Here is an 18,753-nt window from a genome sequence, read left to right on the forward strand (position 1 = left end):
CATCTAGCCTAATTTTCATATAGGACTTCTTATCCATAAGCCATAAATCCTTCTTATATACTACATTCGCCAAGAAGTGGAATTTTATGACTTTTCTTGCTAAAAATATTTAAAGAAATTTGAAGGATTTTTAAAATACCTTATAATGAAGAATATCATGTTACTTTACAGGATTGAAGATTTTTCGACAATTTTGACTATAAATTTTTAATGACATCATTTAAAGGGAGCTTTTCTATATATGTTATCCGACTATCTTACTGTCAAAGAAACTGGCCAGCACGAAATTGTAATCGATAAATCCCGCTTTATTGCGCATATCGCAAGAGCCACAACAGAAGAAGAAGCGATTACTTTTATCCAATCTATAAAGAAAGAACACAGCAGTGCCACACATAACTGTTCTGCCTATCTGATTGGCGAAACAGACAACATCCAAAAAGCAAACGATGACGGAGAACCAAGCGGCACAGCGGGTGTTCCGATGTTAGAAGTTCTCAAAAAAAGGGAATTGAAAGACACGGTTGCCGTTGTAACCCGCTACTTCGGCGGAATCAAACTTGGCGCAGGCGGATTAATCCGTGCATATGGCAAATCTGTTTCAGAAGGCCTCAACCACATCGGTGTTGTTCAGCGCCAGCTGCATCAGATCAACCACATAACGGTCGACTACACACTTCTAGGAAAAATGGAAAACGAACTTCGCAACTCGGTTTACACCATAAAAGAAATAAACTACTTAGAGAAAGTAGAAATTCAAATGTATGTACCGATAAAAGAAGCAAACTCATTTAGGGACTGGATTACAGATCTTACAAATGCTCAGAGTGAAATTCAATTTGGTGAACAGGAATATCTTGAGAAAAATATATAGTCCTATTTCCCTATATTCAACAAAATGTAACAATAATTTTGTTGCTATTTTCCTTATCGTCTCTTAACATTAAACTATTGCCAAAAAATTACGGTAAAGTTGACACCAACATTATATATATTTGGTACGAAAGATTTATACTATGGGTATAGGCCCTTATTTCTTTGAATGATAAAGGAGTTTTCCATTATGAATAGAAAAGTTATGCGCCAAAGGAGAAAAAAACGACGTCGTATAATTTTTATCTTTGTTCCATTGCTGGTGATTGTTCTGGCATCTGTAGGTTACGGCTCTTATATAACATATAAATTAGCAAATGCAACTTCTAATGCGAACGAAGAACTAGGTCGCGGCGGGAAATCCGAAAAGCGTGAACAGGCAGTTGACCCTTCGGAAGATCATTTCTCAGTGCTTTTAGCCGGAGTCGATGACAGTTCTACACGTGGCTTTAGTGCGAATGGTGATTATAAGGGTGTCCGAACGGATGCTTTGATTTTAGCTACATTCAACCGCGAAGATAAATCAGTGAAGATGGTCAGCATGCCTCGTGACTCGAAAGTTGAGATTCCTGGCAGACGAAACACAGACCGTATCGCACATGCTCATTCATATGGCGGTATGGATCTGACAGTTGAAACGGTTGAGCACCTTTTCGATGTTCCAGTCGATTATTATGTAAAACTTAATTTTGATGCTTTCCTAGAGATCGTTGATGCTCTTGGCGGCGTTGAAATTAATGTAGAAAAAGAAATCACTGAGCAAAACAGTAAAGATGAAGCAGGAGCTATTCATTTAGAGCCTGGTTTACAAGAACTAGGTCCTGAAGAAGCACTTGCTTATGCAAGAACACGTAAGCTTGATTCAGATATTTATCGTGGTGATCGTCAGAAGCAGCTAGTTGAAGCCATCATTAAGAAATCTGCAAAAATGGAGTCAATCCCGAAATACGGTACCGTAATTGATTCGGTTGGCGACAACATGGCAACGAACTTTACGTTTGGCAATATCTTGGCTTTATTCAAGTATTCAAAATCAATTGATACCATTGAGAACTTGAAGCTTGAAGGTTTCGACGATACAAGCACCGGCGCTTATTACTATGCGCTTGATGAAACTTCAGTTGAAGAAGTATCTGAAAAGCTTAAGTCTCATTTAGAACTTCCTGGATACGAGTACAATCCAAGTAAAGAAAGTTCAACAAATGAGTCAGAGGAAAACAGCTCTGAAGATACAGAAACACCTTAATAATATCTTTACAAAATCTTAGTTTAGCTTCCCTATCTTTAGGGAAGCTTTTTTTGTATGCTTTTAGAGAGGTTACCGAATTGTAAAATAACTGGAAATAAGTGATGGTTTAAGTATCCCAACAAAACATGTTACACTTACGAACGTTGTTATTATGAAATTTTTATTATCGTAAAAGATTTATCCATGCAATTAAAATCGAGGTGAAAGACATGAAAAACAATACATTACAGCGACCTCAACAAATTCGTGAAATTTACTTGGTTCGTGCCTTGGCTATTATCGGAGTAATTATGGTCCACTCCACTTCTGGCGTGGTAGCAGCTTTCAACCCAGATTCATCACTATATGGAGTGTATAACTTTTTAAACATCTTCTTTAAATTTGGTACACCGACATTTATTTTCTTATCTAGTTTTGTACTTTTCTTTAATTACTATCACAAACCGTTAACAAAAGAGCGCATAACAAGCTTCTATAAGAAGCGATTATTGTTCATTATCATTCCTTACTTTATTTTTTCATTCTTGTATTTTGCGATGACGGCAACAGTTCAAGGCTATGCAAGTACAGGTGAGATGATTAGAGCGTTCGTTATGGACTTTTTAACAGGGAAAGCATACACACATTTATACTTTGTGTTTATCTCGATCCAGCTTTACATTCTGTTCCCGTTTATCTTAATGTTCTTGAAGAAGTTCCCTAAGGTAACGAAGCACACAATCTGGATTGGTTTTGTCCTTCAATGGGCATTCGTATTGCTGAACCACTACTATTGGCAGTATTCGTTAAAAGGAAGTATTTCATTCTCTTATATGTCTTACTACTTCCTAGGTGCCTTTATGGGTATTCACTATCAACAGATTCATGATTATCTGATTGTGACAAGAGAGAAGCTTTTTTCTAAGAAAGCTCTTGTTTGGATTCCGCTTTGGGCTATTTGGATTGTTACTTCTGCCGGTCACGTTGGTGTATGGTATGTGACTCGTGCAAATGGTGCGATGATTGACTCTAAGATCTATGAATTATTATGGAACGTTCATACCTTTACGTCTGCTTTAGTCCTAATGCAGATTGCGTACTGGCTATACCGTAACCTTCATGAAAAAGTATTGAACGTCATGATTCACTTAGGTGTTGTTTCATTCGGTGTTTACTTGATCCACCCGATCTTGTTATTGATTGCACGTAAAGTGCTTGTGACATCAGATCCGATTCTGTACCACGTTTCGATAGCAGTTATGTTCTTATTTGCATTGATCGGTTCATGGATTATCGTAGGAAACATCATGAAGTTCAAGGAATCTTGGGTACTATTCGGTCCAAAACCAAAGAACCCTTATGTACCATCTACTAAAAAAGAAGCGTATCAAGCATCGTAATCATAATTTGGAGTTGACTCGTGACCGAGTCAACTCCTTTTTTAATTTGAAAGTTGCTTTGGAGAGCTCAACTCAGTTAATCTCACGAAAATCAAAATCACGAAAACGAACGATAATCTCACGGATTTTGTTAGTAATTTCACGAATAATTCAAAATACTCACGAGTCGACAAAGTCATATCTCAATAACATAAAAAGAAGCTGATACAAGAGTATCAGCTTCAGCTTTATTTATTTAATTGTTTTAGCATATGACCTGCAAGGTAATAACCCTCACTGCCCTTTAACTTGCTATCTGGTTTAATACGTTGTTGCAATGTCTCGTCAATGTATCCTTTTTCAACGGCTGTATTCCAAGCCTCTTCTTCAGATACTGAAACACCATTTAACACTAACAGCATTTGAGCAGCTTGCTGACCAGTTAAGATATCTTTTCCTTCATCAATCAGTTTTTTCATTTCTTGCATCTTGTATTGGTTCGCTTGATCTGGCACCATACGGTTAATCCCGTTTGTCAACAAGTTGCTGAAGGATTGCTCACTAATTGGTTTGTTTACAGGGAATTCGTTCGTATATCCTCCAACCACAAGACCATAGTTAATCAACGGCTTCGTGTTTTCGTAGAACCAATCCCCTTCATAAGGAAACTTTATATCAAAAGCGTATAGGTTCGCGCCTTGTTCCTTCAACGTATCTTGAAGTTTTTTAATTAAGTCTTTGTTCTCAGACATCTCACGGAAAGTTGTTTCATTCTTAATTGAAATCGCTGAGGCTGCCCCAGCTGCCTCTCCGAGTGTCATCCCTGTCGGAACTACACGTGCACTTCCTGCAGCAATTGAGCTGTAACCTGCAGCCTTGCTCGCAATCAACAAGTTATCCACTTTTAACGGAATCAATGACCGGAAAGGAATCGCATATTGCTCAGGTTTTGAAATCACATAGCCATAATCTCCAGGTGATGTAGCCTGAACATCAACCGGATATGCTCCAAACCCAATGGAATCCCAGTGATCTTTGTTCTCCCAAATATCTGTCATCGGAAGCTGATATTCAGTCTTTACATGACGTGTCTCACGAACATACAATTCTGGCGGAAAACTTTCGATCTCAGCTTTTTCAAAGCCAGGGAACTCTTTTTGTAAGTAAGCTAAAATGTGTTTAGTTTCTTCTTTAGCAATTTTAATGGCTTTTTGTTTGTCGGATTCATCTAAACCGTTAATACCGAAAACCTGCAGCGCATTAATGTAAATCGAACCATCATCCTGGCGTACGACATTCAAACCGCGCAGACGTGTTTGCGGGTTCACTGGTTTGTAGTCATAATGCAAGTCAGAAAAGCCCCAAGCTACATTACTCGTAACTTCCCCGCCGCCAAACACACCGTCTTTCGCTGCTTTTTGAACTTTATCCCAGTCCACATTGCTAAAGTGCAACATAAGCGTCACAGCCATTTTACGATCTTCTAAGCCAATATCTGCTCCGCCTTTAAAGAATGGTGCACTTGCTGCTGTCGCCAAGTCTGCGTCTTGAGTCGCATCGATAAAGCGTTTAGCAGAAATGGTATGTTGTTCTCCACTCTCATCAGTCAGCACGATGCCTGTTAAAGCATTGCCGTTCTTCACAACATTATTCATTTTTGTATTTAGTGATAACGTCAAGTTTTCTTCATTTTGAACTAGCTGCATAAACGCTGTTTCAGCATCCTCTAAGTCAAATCCGATCCGGCTTCCTGTCAGCTTGAACCACTCAAGGAATACACCCTGATTTGCCCATTTTTGATTTTTATCATAACTAACATCCAAAAAGTTTAATGCTCCATATGTAAAAAGACCACCCAATCCGTCACGGTGTTCAATAAGAAGTGTTTTTGAACCGTTCTTTGCAGCAGAAACGGCTGCTGCCACACCTTCTGGCTCTCCGCCAACGACAATAACGTCATATTGGTCCTGTAAATCCGGCGCTTCATATGGCTGTATATCCATCTTTGCAACCGTAGAAGGATATGGATATATCTTTTTTATAAAAATAAACGCCAGTACCAGAACAACTAGCAATCCTCCTGATACAGCCCATCTCACCCAACCTTTATTACTCATCCCCACAACATCCTTTGTAACGAAAATTTAACATAAAATTAGTATATCAGACAATTTTTACCCAGTACACTTCTAGTTTTGTCGATTTTTGCCGAATTGAGCTTTACAAGAAATATACAGTTTCTTTACAAAAGAAAAGCGGACTGGGTATAATTTATTAAACAATTGTTTAACGGGGGTGTCGATTTGCAACAACGAAGAGCTGCATTTTTTGGATCTCTTTTCTTCATATTTGTATTTTCAATGGCTTTAAAAGCCTTATTCACACGATATATATTATTTCAAAATATTAATTTCTTAGATACCATTTCGCTTGAACTAAGCTATATCCTTCTTTTTGCTTGTATTATCGAATACATAGCAAAAAACAAGCTAAAATTTCCTCTTTTTTTGATGTTAAATTTGCTGCTATCCACTCTATTTTTTGGAATTGCTGTTTACCACTCTTACTTCGGCAATATTCCAACCTATTATGCCCTAATGCAAGCTGGACAAGTAGGTGCTGTGAAAGATAGTGTGACACAGTTGATTAAGCCGGAATATTTCTTGTTGTACGCTGACTTTATTGTCATGATAATCGTTCTCTTAACTAGAAAACTTCCCTTATATACGAACTTAAAACTTTCTAAAACTAAGCTAATCGGTCCGATTTTAGCGCTTTCTTTTGCAGTTTGTTTAGCCAATTTATTTCTTCATAAAGATGAGATCATCACTAACTCTGCACTAGCTGCAGAAACGAAAGGAATCTTTAATTTCGAAGCACTGCAGGCTTATTACGGACCAAACGGAGGACTTCCCCAAGCTGCTGCTCTTACAGAAAAAGAGTTAAAGAATGAAGAAACGATTCAAGATAAAATCAATGAAATTAAAGGGATAAAAGAAATTTCTGATTCAGAAAGAAAATACTTTGGGGCTGCAAAAGGCCGCAATCTGATTTTAATTCAGTTCGAGTCCATGCAAGACTTCCCTATCGGCTTGAAGATCGATGGTAGAGAAGTAACTCCGAACATGAACAAGCTGATTCAAAACAGCTTTTATTTTAATAACCTTTACCAGCAAACTGGCGCTGGTAATACTTCGGATGCAGAGTTTATCGCAAATACTTCCCTCTACCCTGCAGGTATGGTTGCGACATCAACGTTTTTTGAGACAAAGGCTTTTCCGAGTATGCCGAAGCTTCTTAAAGAAGAAGGCTATGAAACCTTTACGCTTCATGCCGATAAGGTTGATTTTTGGAATCGTGTAGAGCTGTATCCTTCTTTGGGTTTTGATAAGTACTATGCTTTAGAGTTTTTCGGTAAGGATGACCTAATTGGACTTGGTCCCTCTGATGAAGTGATGTTTAAAAAAGGAATGCCGCTGTTAAAGGACTTACATGCTAAAAACAAACCGTTTTATGCCCATTTCATCTCAATGACAAGCCATCACCCTTACGAAATTCCGGCTGATAAAGAAGTGTTTGAGCTTCCAGCAAAGTATAAGAGTTCGATTGTTGGAAAGTATATTCGAGCGATCAGCTACAACGATATGGTGTTAGGAAAGTTGATCGATCAGTTAAAAGCTGAAGGAATGTGGGAAAACACGGTCCTAGCGTTTTACGGGGATCACATGGGGATGCACCACACAATGTTTAAGGAAAAAGATCCTGAAATTTTGAAAGAATTCTTAGGACATGAGTATACGAAAATTGACCGCTTCAATGTTCCGTTTGTTATTACAGCACCTGGAATAACAGATGAGGGAATGACTTCCGATCAGCTCGCTGGTCAGCTTGATATGATGCCAACACTGGCTAACTTATTAGGAGTGTCATTGATTGATTATGTTCATTTTGGTCAAGATCTGTTGAATCATAAAGAAAACTTAATTGGTATGCGCTATTATATGCCTGCTGGCTCTTTCTTTAATGGAGAAGTAGTGTTTCAACCGGAAAAATCTTTTGATGATGGAGAGGCACTGACGCTCGAGACCGCAACTAAGGTACCTCATGCGCCGTACAGGGAAGATTATGACAGGATTTTGAAGCTATTGGGCTTATCTGATCAGTATTTAAAGTCGTTACCGGAAAAATAGAGAGAACTGATGTGTAGATGTACCCATTAAGGTATAAAAAGCTCTGCAAAGAATTCTTTGCAGAGCTTTTTTAATGTAATCTCACGAGAATTTAGGTTTAATCTCTCGAAAACACAATTTAATTTCACGAGTTTTTGATTAATCTCACAAAAATAATTTTATACTCGCGAGTCGACATTCTATGACAAATAAACAACCCTGCCAGAACACCTTTAAGTATCCTAACAGGGTTTAAACTACCTCGAAAACAGCTCAATCGCTTGTTTCGCCGTATCTTTCGCTTTCGCGGTTAATGGACCAACTGCTGCAGCCAATTTCTCTTTCTCTTGCGGCAGAGCCTTTAAATGGCGACCCAGCGCTGCAGCTAACTCTTCACTCGTCCACTCACCATCAACATGGGCAAACACAGGCTGATTTGCTTGCTCTGAGAATGCGTCAATCTTTGGATCATATGACAATGCCAGGAACGGTGTGTTCATAATCCCTGCAAAAATCAATGCGTGAAGCCTCATTGCTAAAAGCATATCGGAAAGACCAATAATCGATACTTTCTCCTCAATTGAAGCATCATAAGGCGCAACATGAGCCTTCTCACTCATCATCTCTAAAATCTCACGAGACGTATCATCATCATGTTTATCATGCATCGGGATAAACACTACATCGTTCCCTTTGCGTATAAAATTATCCAAAGCTTCAGCAATCTTCTTTTTAAAATCGGTTGTCGTCGGCCACTCACGAACAGAAATCGTCAATACTGGCTTCGTAAAGCCTTGCTGCTGGTACCACTCAGACTTCGCTTCATTTAAATGGAAACCAAGCACCGGATCCGGAACGAGCTCCATCTCATTACGCAATCCTATATCCTTCAAAAGCTGAATCGACCCAGTATCACGAAGTGTAATCTTCCCGGCTTTTTTCAGCATCATTCTTGTCAAGAACTGGCTCACTGATTTATCAATCGGCCCCATTCCTTGCGAATAGATAAAGAATGGTTTCCCTGCCATTCGAGCAAGCATCATGATCCCTGTATAATACGGAATGCTCTTCATGCCTGTTTTATCCTGAAGCAAGCTACCCCCGCCTGAAATCAGTCCATCAGAAGTTTTCAGCACTGCAAAAACATCTTTCATTTGCCAGCGGTTAATGGCATCTACACCGTATGTTCTCTTTGTAAATTCAGGATCGTTAGACAACACAACGATCTCGATATCTGGCTTCTGTTCCTTCAAAGCGGAGATGATCGATAGAAGAATCGCCTCATCCCCGATATTATTAAATCCGTAATAACCTGATAAAACTAATTTCATTGTATCCACCTTTCACGTACGTACGGGTACAACTTATCTTTTATTGCTTTATAAACTGCGATCATTACAAGTCCGATTACAAGTCCGATGACAAGAGCGTACACGGAACGCAGAACGGACAATAGTAAAGGAATGTGCAGATGTGTAAATGTGTTCATCATAGATGCAAATCCAATCGCACCCACTACTAAGAAAGCACTTGCGATTCCTGCATATCTGCGGAATAAATAGAGTCCAAACACAAAGAACGGGAAGCCGATTAAGAATTCTTTCGTACGCGGACGTACAAACATGAGCTCTTCAAGCTTGCTTCGTAACGTTAATTCAAGTGCACTTGCTGTTCCTGCATTTCCTGAACGGCTTAAGTAATATGCACCGATAACAGCTACAACTCCCAGTACTATGACATGCCAATAACGAACAGGACTATTAATGTAAGTGATAAACTTTTTAAGAGATGAAGCATGGTTAATCTGAAGACCAAGAACAATTGCCGTTACTAAAATTGGTAAAGCAAGCAGCACTTTAATGCCACGGAATTCTTCAAGTTTATACAAATATGGATCTCCGTAAAGTAAACTCACCATAAGCCAAGCGCCAGCTAAAACAATTAAAGCAGCCATCACATAATTAAGAACTATTTTATTCATGTTTCCAGCATGACGAACTCTAAGAACTGCCCAGATTGGACCTGCTACAGCCACTAATAAAGCAAATCCTTTTAATAACATTCCAATTCCAAACAAGAGGTAACCTGCTGAAATAGCCAATCCGCCGATCAGAGCAAGCATTGTTAGTTTTTTATGAACAGATGCAGCAGCTAGTGCAAGATACACTGATCCACCCAAGAAAGCAAATAGCTGTAAAAGCTTATAGTCCTTCATATCTTTAAACGGCTGAGCTTCACCTGTTTTAAAATAACCAGGTACTTCTGCATGGAAATCCTGAATTTCGTTAATCATTTGTTTAAATTCTGCTTCGGCCGTTTTGTCGTCTAACTTCTCAACTTTCACTAAAAGCGTTCGAATGTTACGTTCTTTTACTCCTCGTGATAATCGTTCAGAGGCGGCGTTTTCACTCGTTCTGTTTTCAGAGTAGAGTCTTTCCGCATCATAATTCATTTCCTTCGCAAAAGTCTGCATCCCTTTTTGCTCTGTTCCTTCGATAACAACTACATCATAGTCATTAGCTTTTAATTGCTTTGCATATTCAATTAATTTTTCTTTACCCGTACCATCATAACCAACTACCTCTTTGCCAATAAACACTACTTTATCTACTTCGTTTTTAGGGAATTTTAATAACTGTCTAACCATTGTGTCGTTACTGGAATGACCATCTTTTTCATCAGATGATGAAAAATCATTTTTTATACGAGGAACCACCTGAAAACCGTTAGACACAATCTCTTCGTAAGTGTCTGTATTAAAATAGCCTAATGATTTATCCTCAATTTTTGGATCGTCATCTGTTTTTCCTTCAATAAAATAAAATTTTTGACCGTTAGCAGTTATGGTAGTTATTTTACCTTTAAAAGCACGCTGCAAGTATTCTTCTGATTTATGGCCTTCTTTAAGATAACTGACAAAAATCCCTTCATTTGCAGGAAGCTTGCTTGTATTTAAGTTGTTTGTTAAAGCAAAATAATTTTGAATGTCACTTTTGCTAAGAACTGCTACCACACCTTGAGTCTCCAGTGAGCTTATATTTTCAGGTTCCAGCGTGATGGAATGGACTTTTGCATCTTTTAATTTTTTATAAATTTCTTTAGTAGAAACATCTTCACTTTTCAAAATTTCAAGGTCCGTATACGGGACCATCACTTCATATGTATTGTTTACCGACTCAGTTTGGATACGTTCGTAGATCATGGGGCTGGTGAGCAGCAGGGATACAATCAATAGGCCGAATAATACTTTTTTCAACAAAGAACATTCCTTTCTCGGTTCAGGTCTTGGTGCTTTTATTTTACCTTAATATCGGCATTCTTATAAAGAGCGGAAAGAGATACCCATAAAATAAAGGACACCAGCTAACTGATGTCCTTCTTCATTTTTATTTTCCTACTCTCGGATTCGTTTTAAGTCCGTAAAAAATCTTTCTTAAAAATTTATTTACAGGAGCGTGGTCTTTTCCGACTAAACCGATTCGTTCAGCGATAAACTGAGTAATCAGCAGCAACACGGAAAGGATTAAGAGTGATCCCCAAAGTGTTGTTAAGTTGAAAAGAATCGCTGCGAGTCCGAACAGTGCACTCATTGCATAAATTACAAGTACCGTTTGACGGTGAGACATACCGCTGTTTAATAAGCAGTGATGCAAATGCGATTTGTCTGGTGCAGATAATGGCTTCTTGTTCAAGAATCTGCGGATGATCGCAAACAGTGTATCTGAAATCGGAACACCAAGAATGATAATCGGAACAACGAGTGAGAATAATGTGATGTTCTTAAACCCTAGAAGAGAAAGAACAGCGATCATGTATCCTAAGAATAGCGCTCCAGTGTCTCCCATGAAAATCTTTGCTGGATGCCAGTTGTAAACCAAGAATCCTAAAGTACTTCCTAGCAAGATGATACCAAGTGCAGCAACTAAAACGTTGCCGTTGTAAATTGCCATACCGGAGATGGTGATCAATACCGTTGATGATACACCTGCCGCAAGTCCATCCAATCCATCAATTAAGTTGATGGCATTTGTAATCCCGATAATCCATAAAAGCGTTAAAGGAATACCGAGGAATCCAAGGCTTAAACGGTAATCGAATGGCAAGTTGATGAAATGAACTTCTACTCCACCATAGATAACGATTCCAGCTGCGATCACTTGTCCCAGCATTTTCACTTTAGGTGAAAGCTCATAAATATCATCAAAAACACCTGTAATGATGATAACAATCGCTCCAAGTACAATCGGAACCGTATATTGGCTCGCGGGTTGTACGATCAGTACGCCGAGTACGAAGCTGATAAAGATGGCTAATCCGCCTAAGCGCGGCATAATTTTTTGATGAACTTTTCTCTGGTTGGGCTTATCCGTTGCACCAACGAAAAAGGCGAACCTTTTCACGACCGGTGTTAAAAGAACCGACGCAATAAAACATATTAACAGTGCCCAGTAAGTCATAGTTACACTCCCCAATTGGCGTGATGATTATTGTTTGTAAAAACGCAATTTATTTTTGTATTTGGTTTCGACAAAAATCAACTTTTAATTTATACACAGAGAAAATTATAGCATAGATAATTTCGATTTTGTGTGAAAAAATCGTTAACAAATTATTAAAAAAATGAAAGCGTTTTTCTGCTAAAGTTAGTTTCCGCTAAACACTTAAGCATTATTTTTAGATACCCTGCCAAATCGACCCAATTTCTTTCCGATAACCGGTAAAGATTGTAATTCTTCTACTGTCATTCCCTTTGTAAACAAAATAAAAACCAAAAAAAGCGCACCGCCGATTATTATTGCAACACCTGCATACAATAAGCTTGCAAGACGTCCTGAAAGATCCAGCAACAAAGTTGGATAGCCTATTGCAACTCCCATTATCAGACTTCCAATGGCAAAGGTTAAAATCGACCGATTTACAAAAGGCAATTTAAACGTTTGTTTAATTACGAGCGCATTGGCAACTGTAATAACAATATAAATAACCAATGTTGCGATGGCTGCACCTAATAGTCCATATTGCGAAATCAGCATAAAGTTTAACAGTGCTTTCCCAATCCCAGCTGCCACGATAATGACTGCCGCTGCTGTTGAACGGTTAATTCCTTGCAGAATGCCTGTTCCAAGGACAGCAAGTGAAGTAAACACTGAACTGAAGCTCACGATTGCTACAACTAAGCTTCCTTCATCATTTGTAAAAAGCGCGATGTTTAATGGAAGAGTTAATGCAGCAATCCCTACAGCTGCTGGCCAAGAGAATAAATGCGTTAAGTTGAACGAGCGTTTAATTACTCTATTCGCATCATCCATCTCGTTTTTGGCTATTTTCCCTGTAATTAATGGGATTAACGGCAAAACGATCGATGTTGAGAAGACCGTCGCAATCTGAACAATTGAAGTCCCACGTGCATAAATACCATTTAAGTAGAAGGTTTCTTTCGCTGTGTTCCCTGCCATTTTAAGTGCAGATGGAATAGTCAATGAATCAACAACATTCAACAACGCCATCGTTAACGCACCTACACAAATCGGCAGAGATAGCTTTAATATGTGTTTACTCGACTTTTTAAACGCTTCTATTGTATATGGACGATGCGAGCCCGGTTTAAGTTTCGATTTTTGAAAAAGAATTCGTAAAAAAATTAAAGAAATAAGCGCAGCAATTGCTGAACCTGCCATCGTACCGGCAGCAATCGTTTCGTTATCCGCATGAATAGAAACAAAATAATAAGCCGCAACGATTACGAGTGCCACACGAATAAACTGCTCAATCACTTGTGAGTAAGCAGTTGGCTTCATATCTTCGTATCCCTGATAAAACCCGCGATAAACGGCCATGTAAGGTGCAATTAAAAGCGTAATAGATACGACAATGAGAGAACTTCTGGTTTCCTGACCACCAAGAATTTCTGCGATTTGATAAGAAAATCCATATAAAAAGCTAAAAGACAAAATACCAAAGATAACTGCTAAGATCCCTGCAGTATTGAAGATGTCGCGAACTTTTGTATCCTCGCCCTTTGCGCGAGCTTCAGAAATCAGCTTAGATATTGCAATTGGAATACCCGCTACAGATAAGATAAGTGCCGTCATGTAAACCGGATAAACAAGGCTAAAAATCCCGAGTACATCATCACCAGCAATATTTTGCAATGGAATTCGGAAAACAGACCCTAAGAATTTTGATAAAAAGGTCGCTATCGTTAGAATGAGTGCTCCCCTAATAAACGTGTTCTTACTCATGCTTTCCAGTCACCTTCTGCTGGATTACTTTTAATGCAAAATGAGGCAAACTAAGCTGTCGTTTCCAGCGGGAAGGCTGCTTCATCAGACGATAAGCCCACTCAAGGTTCATCTTTTGCCAAACTTCTGGTGCACGCTGAACCGCACCTGCTAGCACATCAAACGATCCGCCGATTCCCATGAATACACCCTTTTCAAACTTGTCCATATTCTGTCCTATCCAAAGTTCCTGTCTAGGCACACCTAACGCAGTAAAAATAAGATCAGGTTTCGTACGCTGAATCTCATTTGGAATGTAATCATCTTTCCAGTCAAAGAAACCATGATGAGCTCCTGCAATTTTCACGTTTGGAAATTGCGTCATGATCTCAGCAACTGTTTTTTGAAGCACTTCATCTTGTGCTCCTAAAAGATAAACACTATAGCCTTTTTCGTTAGCGATTTGAAGAAGGCCCATAAATGTTTCAAATCCAGTTACACGTTCTGGAAGCGGCTTCCCTAATAGCCCTGCAGCTTTAACCACACCAATACCATCCGCTGTTACGTAGTTTGCTTTTTCCACTACTGCACGGTAGCTGGTATCTTCACGAACTTTCATCACGATCTCGGGGTTTGCCGTTATTACAAACGTCTTTTCTTCTCTTTCCAAATGTCCGCTCAATGTATTTAAAAAATCATTTAAAGTTGAGTTAACGAAATCTACACCTAAAATTCGAACAGTATTTTTCAATGAATGTCACCACTTTTTCCTTAGTTAAATTAATATGAGTAAAGTTTCTCGAATTTAAATAAAACATAATTAATATAACACAAAAAGGTGTGAAATAGAAAAAAGAGAAGCGAACCGGTAAGGGTGCCTCTCTTATTATATTAATGGGTCGTGATTTTACTCGCATTATTTCCTTTGCTGCCGCTACTATAAATATACGTATTTGCAAAATTGGCACCGTTTATATTCTTTGGTGCAATTTTATACCATGTTCCTTCTGTATTAGAAGTCTCACTTTGTAAAACAACACTTGTTTCTTTTGTTTTAAAGGAATATAAGATATTACTTTCAGTAGTTGAAGTAGTTCCAGAACGAACATTGACATTCGCTACATTTGTGATAGCCAATTGATAATTATTTCTTTCATTGCCCTTTAAGTAGGTATCAATCTTATACATCAACCCTGCAATTTTTTGTCCCCAGTATGGATCAGAAGCATAAAAAACGTTCAATCCTGCATTTTTGTTACCTAAAAATTCTCCTTGATTTCTCCATCCACCGGTTACTAAATAACCAGTTCCAGAAGTTAATAAGAATCGGTCTATCAATCCTTGTTCAATAGACTCTTCATAAGTATTGAAAGATTGTGCACAATCAAATGGACATGAATCTATGGCACCAAGTCCAAAAATATTCTTCTTTTCTAACGCTAGTCTGCTTGTTCCCCAATTACTTTCAAGGATTGAATGCGCAAGCATATATAGTCCATTAACGTTATATTCATTCTGTACCTTAACGATAGAATTGCCAATTTTATTAAACTCTGTATTTGTTGCATTCGGGTTACTTGCAAGATAACTATTTAATTGATCTGCTGTGTAACTGGTTTTTGTGTACAAAGGCAACAAGTTAAAATAAGAATAATATTTTCCAACAGATGTACCACTTGTATTTGTAAAGTTACGTCCATCCCAACTATAATACTTATATCCTTCCTTCAAAAAGGTTGTTGTTGGTCCATAAGTATATGAAGCAGCTGTATTTTTTAAAGGGTTATAAATACGGTGGACTAGTAATCCGCCTGATACTGTGTAGCTGGAACGGTTTTGATATTCTGTTGAAGTTTTTGGATAAAGATTAGCTTTCATAGGATCTATATATCCAATTTTATCGATGACTTTTACTTTAATCCAATTTTCTGTAGCATCAAGGTATTGCGCCTCGCTTCCTGCAGAAACTCCAACTACTGTATAACCTGTAAGGTCAGACTTACTATTTAATGACATGAGGGTATTTGCTGCAACAATACCAGTACTTGGTTTCATGTAAACAATTTTTCCGCCTTTTATAACAACCTGATTATCCTGGGTAATGGCGCTTTTGGCAGCATCAAAAGTATCATATTGTTTTCCAGGTGTAATATTACTTCCTGAAACCGTTGCTATACTATAATCCAATGATTTAGGAGGATTTAAAATGACTAGCGTCCTTGAAAGGATAGCCGAAGTCATGCCTCTCTTAGCATATGTTTTAGGAGCAAAAGTATTATCAGGATTTCCGTTCATTATTTTTCCGTACATACGCTGCACAGACTCTAATGCCCACGTTTGAATCGTACTTGTATCTTTATAAGGTAAAGCCGATTTTTCTAGTGTAATTCCTTTTGACTGCAAGGCCTTATCTACCATAGCAGCCATTTCTTCTCTACTAATCTTTTTGTTAGGACCAAAAGTTCCATCAGTATATCCATTAATTATACCTAGTGCATACGCTTCTTGAACATCCTTATAGTACCAATCTTTTTCGGCGACATCTTTAAACTTTTTTGGCTCTTTAACTTCTACCTCAGACTTTAATGTGCGTAGCAAAAACGCTGCAAACTCTGCTCTAGTTACATCTCTATCTGGAAGATAAACACCTTCACTATATCCCCCCAAGATTCCTAGCTCAATAAGTTCCCGCATTTCTTTTTCAAAATAATGTCCCGTAATGTCATCTGCAGCATGTGCAGCGGGTGCTACGACAAGTATTAATGAAAAAATAAACAAAGACAAAGTCAAATATACTTTTTTAAACACAAAATCCCCCCATAAAACTTTATTACTTATAATCTACCAATCTTCTACAAAAATCGCCAGTAACTTTTCGACTATTTTTTTACAATAGGGATTTATCTTTCCAAAAAAGGATTATCATCCTATCAAATTATCTATCTATTATTACCTCGTTATATATCTTTGTAACATCGAAGAAAATTCCGCTCGCGTTATTCTTTTAGAAGGTCTGTATGTGCCATCTTCATAACCAGATGCAATATCGTTTGCTGCCACAGTCATAATTGGTGAGTAAGCCCAGTGAATTTTGGGAACGTCTTTAAAATTTTTATTTGCCATGCCGGATAGGTTATAAGCACGGTCCATAACAGAAGCCATCTCTGCTCGAGTTAAATAATCTTTAGGTCTGAACGTTCCATCTTTATATCCATTAATGATTTTTTCTTTTGCAACTGCTGAAATCGTTTCGTACCCATATGTATTTTTATTCACATCTTTAAAATGCTGGTCTGTAACATTCTCCACATTTAGTCCCATATGTTTCGAAATCAAAGTTGCTGCATCTAGTCGCGTTATATTATTATCTGGTTTAAAGGTTCCATCAGGATATCCACTAATTATTTTTTTCTTACTTAAAACTAATATTGGATCTATGGCCCAATGAGAATATTTCAAGTCTTTAAAATAGGGATCAGTGTTAACAATTTGTAAAATAGTTGAGACTGAACGCTCATAACCATCAGAAGGTTTGTTCACTAATGTGGGATAAGTTAATCCGGGTTTACGGATTACCATCGCTGATGACCCTCCGCCATCTAAATTCATTGCATAATCTGCACCTAAGGATATTAAGTACTTTGCAAGACTTTGAAGTGTTGAACCCCTACTGTATGTATCCCTTCCGTCATTTGTAACAAGAAACACTCGATTTGTTTTGGTGTCAATCCCTATAGCCGTTCGAGGATTTCTTGTATCCACAAGGTTATCAGTTTGTGACATTGAAATCTCTATGTTTCCATTGCGCACAAGCATTGGACCACTACCCAGCAAAAATTTTGCGTCTTGTAATTTTGGATTTATCCTAGCTGATAAAGAAATTGTTTCGCCCACTTTTAAATCCAAGACTTTATTGCTTAAATCTTCTCCATGGAGAGAAATAACAAAACCGTTTGCTGGAATTTTATTATCTGCTTTTTGATTAAACCGCGTAATCTTAGAAACTTTTCCTGTAATTGTATCTCCAAATGATAAAGTTTTAGTATCCTTAGATACTTCTGTAACTACAATTTCAGTTCCCCACTGGTTTGCTTGTGTGGAACTGAAATAATGATTTGGTGTATAAACTGTACCTGTTCCTTGATAACGTGTCGCATTCATTGTATATAGTGAAATGTTTTTTCCTTTATAGCCAAATGAAAGCTTAGGGTTAGCATAATCAAGAACTGCTTTATTTGAGCTGGATATACCGAAAGCTACTTGTTTATTCATTGGTGAATTTGAATCAGCAGTTTCCAATCCATAATTTATTATTCTATTATTCTCGGTAATAACTCCAGTCGGTAAATTCTCCCGGAAAAAAGAAGCATTAACTGCTCCAATTACATAATGACCTTTTCTATTATATAAGTTAGCCCGTGAGGAAACAGGCATTAACTTATTAATAGGATCAGGTACTCCAATATTAATAAAAGTACTGGGATCTCCAATTTTCACCTCCAGTACTTTTACCTTTTGTGGGGCGGTTGATCTATAAAAGATATCCTGGTATGTAGTGGATTTTGAAAGTTGATATTTTGTCTTAATTGAACCATTAGAAAATTCTGTTGCGTAAACTGAATATGAAATAGACCAAACTAACATTGCTAAAATTCCAAAAGAAAAAAAACGCCAAACCCTAATATTCATGATTATTGCTTACCCCCGATGTTATTTTCCATAATGAACCTATTAATATATTTTTTTCCAAAATACTATTATATTTTATTATACATTAAAAAAAATGCAATATTTTGTAGAAATTTAGTTCGAATATCCTATTTATTCCATTTATTAGAATAAAAAAATCCCCTAAACTATGCTAGGAGATTTCTTAACTTTCG

General features: G+C 37.7%; 12 protein-coding genes. 4 read left to right on the forward strand and 8 right to left on the reverse strand.

Going from position 1 to position 18,753, the window contains the following annotated elements:
- Window positions 1-241 precede the first annotated feature (241 nt).
- The 3 genes from UN64_RS04270 to UN64_RS04280 all read left to right on the forward strand — a co-directional run bounded on the left by UN64_RS04270 (window position 242) and on the right by UN64_RS04280 (window position 3,501).
- Complete coding sequence (locus tag UN64_RS04270) at window positions 242-874, forward strand: YigZ family protein (RefSeq protein WP_077360016.1); 633 nt, start codon at window positions 242-244, stop codon at window positions 872-874.
- Between the two features lie 189 nt (window positions 875-1,063).
- A complete protein-coding gene (locus UN64_RS04275) occupies window positions 1,064-2,119 on the forward strand; it encodes an LCP family protein (protein ID WP_077360018.1) in 1,056 nt (351 codons plus the stop codon).
- A 212-nt stretch (window positions 2,120-2,331) separates the two neighbouring features.
- Window positions 2,332-3,501 carry an acyltransferase gene (locus tag UN64_RS04280; protein ID WP_077360020.1) on the forward strand — a complete coding sequence of 390 codons (1,170 nt, stop codon included), beginning with the start codon at window positions 2,332-2,334 and terminating at the stop codon, window positions 3,499-3,501.
- A gap of 227 nt (window positions 3,502-3,728) precedes the next feature.
- Here the strand turns inward: UN64_RS04280 and UN64_RS04285 are convergent, their stop codons facing one another.
- The gene (locus UN64_RS04285) at window positions 3,729-5,597 is read right to left on the reverse strand and encodes an FAD-dependent oxidoreductase (RefSeq protein ID WP_077360022.1); all 1,869 of its coding nucleotides are present in this window, start codon (window positions 5,595-5,597) and stop codon (window positions 3,729-3,731) included.
- A 186-nt stretch (window positions 5,598-5,783) separates the two neighbouring features.
- On the opposite strand from UN64_RS04285, the gene UN64_RS04290 reads away from it, so the two are divergent.
- Window positions 5,784-7,670 carry an LTA synthase family protein gene (locus UN64_RS04290; protein ID WP_077360024.1) on the forward strand — a complete coding sequence of 629 codons (1,887 nt, stop codon included), beginning with the start codon at window positions 5,784-5,786 and terminating at the stop codon, window positions 7,668-7,670.
- 236 nt (window positions 7,671-7,906) lie between these two features.
- Here the strand turns inward: UN64_RS04290 and csaB are convergent, their stop codons facing one another.
- From csaB to UN64_RS04325, 7 genes are all read right to left on the reverse strand, one after another.
- Window positions 7,907-8,980 (reverse strand): polysaccharide pyruvyl transferase CsaB, encoded by a 1,074-nt coding sequence (csaB, locus tag UN64_RS04295; RefSeq protein ID WP_077360026.1) that lies wholly within the window; start codon window positions 8,978-8,980, stop codon window positions 7,907-7,909.
- Window positions 8,977-10,905: a DUF5693 family protein gene (locus UN64_RS04300; RefSeq protein ID WP_077360028.1), complete on the reverse strand. Its 1,929-nt coding sequence runs from the start codon at window positions 10,903-10,905 to the stop codon at window positions 8,977-8,979. Before UN64_RS04300 ends, csaB begins: the two co-directional genes overlap by 4 nt.
- Before the next feature lie 130 nt (window positions 10,906-11,035).
- Window positions 11,036-12,106, reverse strand: a complete 1,071-nt coding sequence (locus tag UN64_RS04305) for a glycosyltransferase family 4 protein (protein ID WP_077360030.1) — start codon at window positions 12,104-12,106, stop codon at window positions 11,036-11,038.
- Window positions 12,107-12,310: 204 nt separating this feature from the next.
- Window positions 12,311-13,891: a putative polysaccharide biosynthesis protein gene (locus tag UN64_RS04310; RefSeq protein WP_077360032.1), complete on the reverse strand. Its 1,581-nt coding sequence runs from the start codon at window positions 13,889-13,891 to the stop codon at window positions 12,311-12,313.
- Window positions 13,884-14,621 carry a WecB/TagA/CpsF family glycosyltransferase gene (locus UN64_RS04315; protein WP_077360034.1) on the reverse strand — a complete coding sequence of 246 codons (738 nt, stop codon included), beginning with the start codon at window positions 14,619-14,621 and terminating at the stop codon, window positions 13,884-13,886. The genes UN64_RS04310 and UN64_RS04315 overlap by 8 nt, the downstream gene beginning before the upstream one ends.
- A gap of 140 nt (window positions 14,622-14,761) precedes the next feature.
- Window positions 14,762-16,678, reverse strand: a complete 1,917-nt coding sequence (locus UN64_RS04320; protein ID WP_077360036.1) for an S-layer homology domain-containing protein — start codon at window positions 16,676-16,678, stop codon at window positions 14,762-14,764.
- Between the two features lie 141 nt (window positions 16,679-16,819).
- Window positions 16,820-18,559: an S-layer homology domain-containing protein gene (locus UN64_RS04325; protein WP_077360038.1), complete on the reverse strand. Its 1,740-nt coding sequence runs from the start codon at window positions 18,557-18,559 to the stop codon at window positions 16,820-16,822.
- Window positions 18,560-18,753: the final 194 nt, after the last annotated feature.

The organism is Fictibacillus arsenicus (assembly GCF_001999465.1).
In the GTDB taxonomy this organism is placed as follows: Bacteria; Bacillota; Bacilli; order Bacillales; family Fictibacillaceae; genus Fictibacillus; species Fictibacillus arsenicus.

Excerpts from the sequence above, each read along its gene's own strand:
- UN64_RS04325 (WP_077360038.1), bottom strand. The coding sequence starts at position 18,559 with ATGAATATTAGGGTTTGGCGTTTTTTTTCTTTTGGAATTTTAGCAATG.
- UN64_RS04280 (WP_077360020.1), top strand. The coding sequence starts at position 2,332 with ATGAAAAACAATACATTACAGCGACCTCAACAAATTCGTGAAATTTAC.
- UN64_RS04310 (WP_077360032.1), bottom strand. The coding sequence starts at position 13,891 with ATGAGTAAGAACACGTTTATTAGGGGAGCACTCATTCTAACGATAGCG.
- UN64_RS04275 (WP_077360018.1), top strand. The coding sequence starts at position 1,064 with ATGAATAGAAAAGTTATGCGCCAAAGGAGAAAAAAACGACGTCGTATA.
- UN64_RS04270 (WP_077360016.1), top strand. The coding sequence starts at position 242 with ATGTTATCCGACTATCTTACTGTCAAAGAAACTGGCCAGCACGAAATT.
- UN64_RS04305 (WP_077360030.1), bottom strand. The coding sequence starts at position 12,106 with ATGACTTACTGGGCACTGTTAATATGTTTTATTGCGTCGGTTCTTTTA.
- csaB (WP_077360026.1), bottom strand. The coding sequence starts at position 8,980 with ATGAAATTAGTTTTATCAGGTTATTACGGATTTAATAATATCGGGGAT.
- UN64_RS04285 (WP_077360022.1), bottom strand. The coding sequence starts at position 5,597 with ATGAGTAATAAAGGTTGGGTGAGATGGGCTGTATCAGGAGGATTGCTA.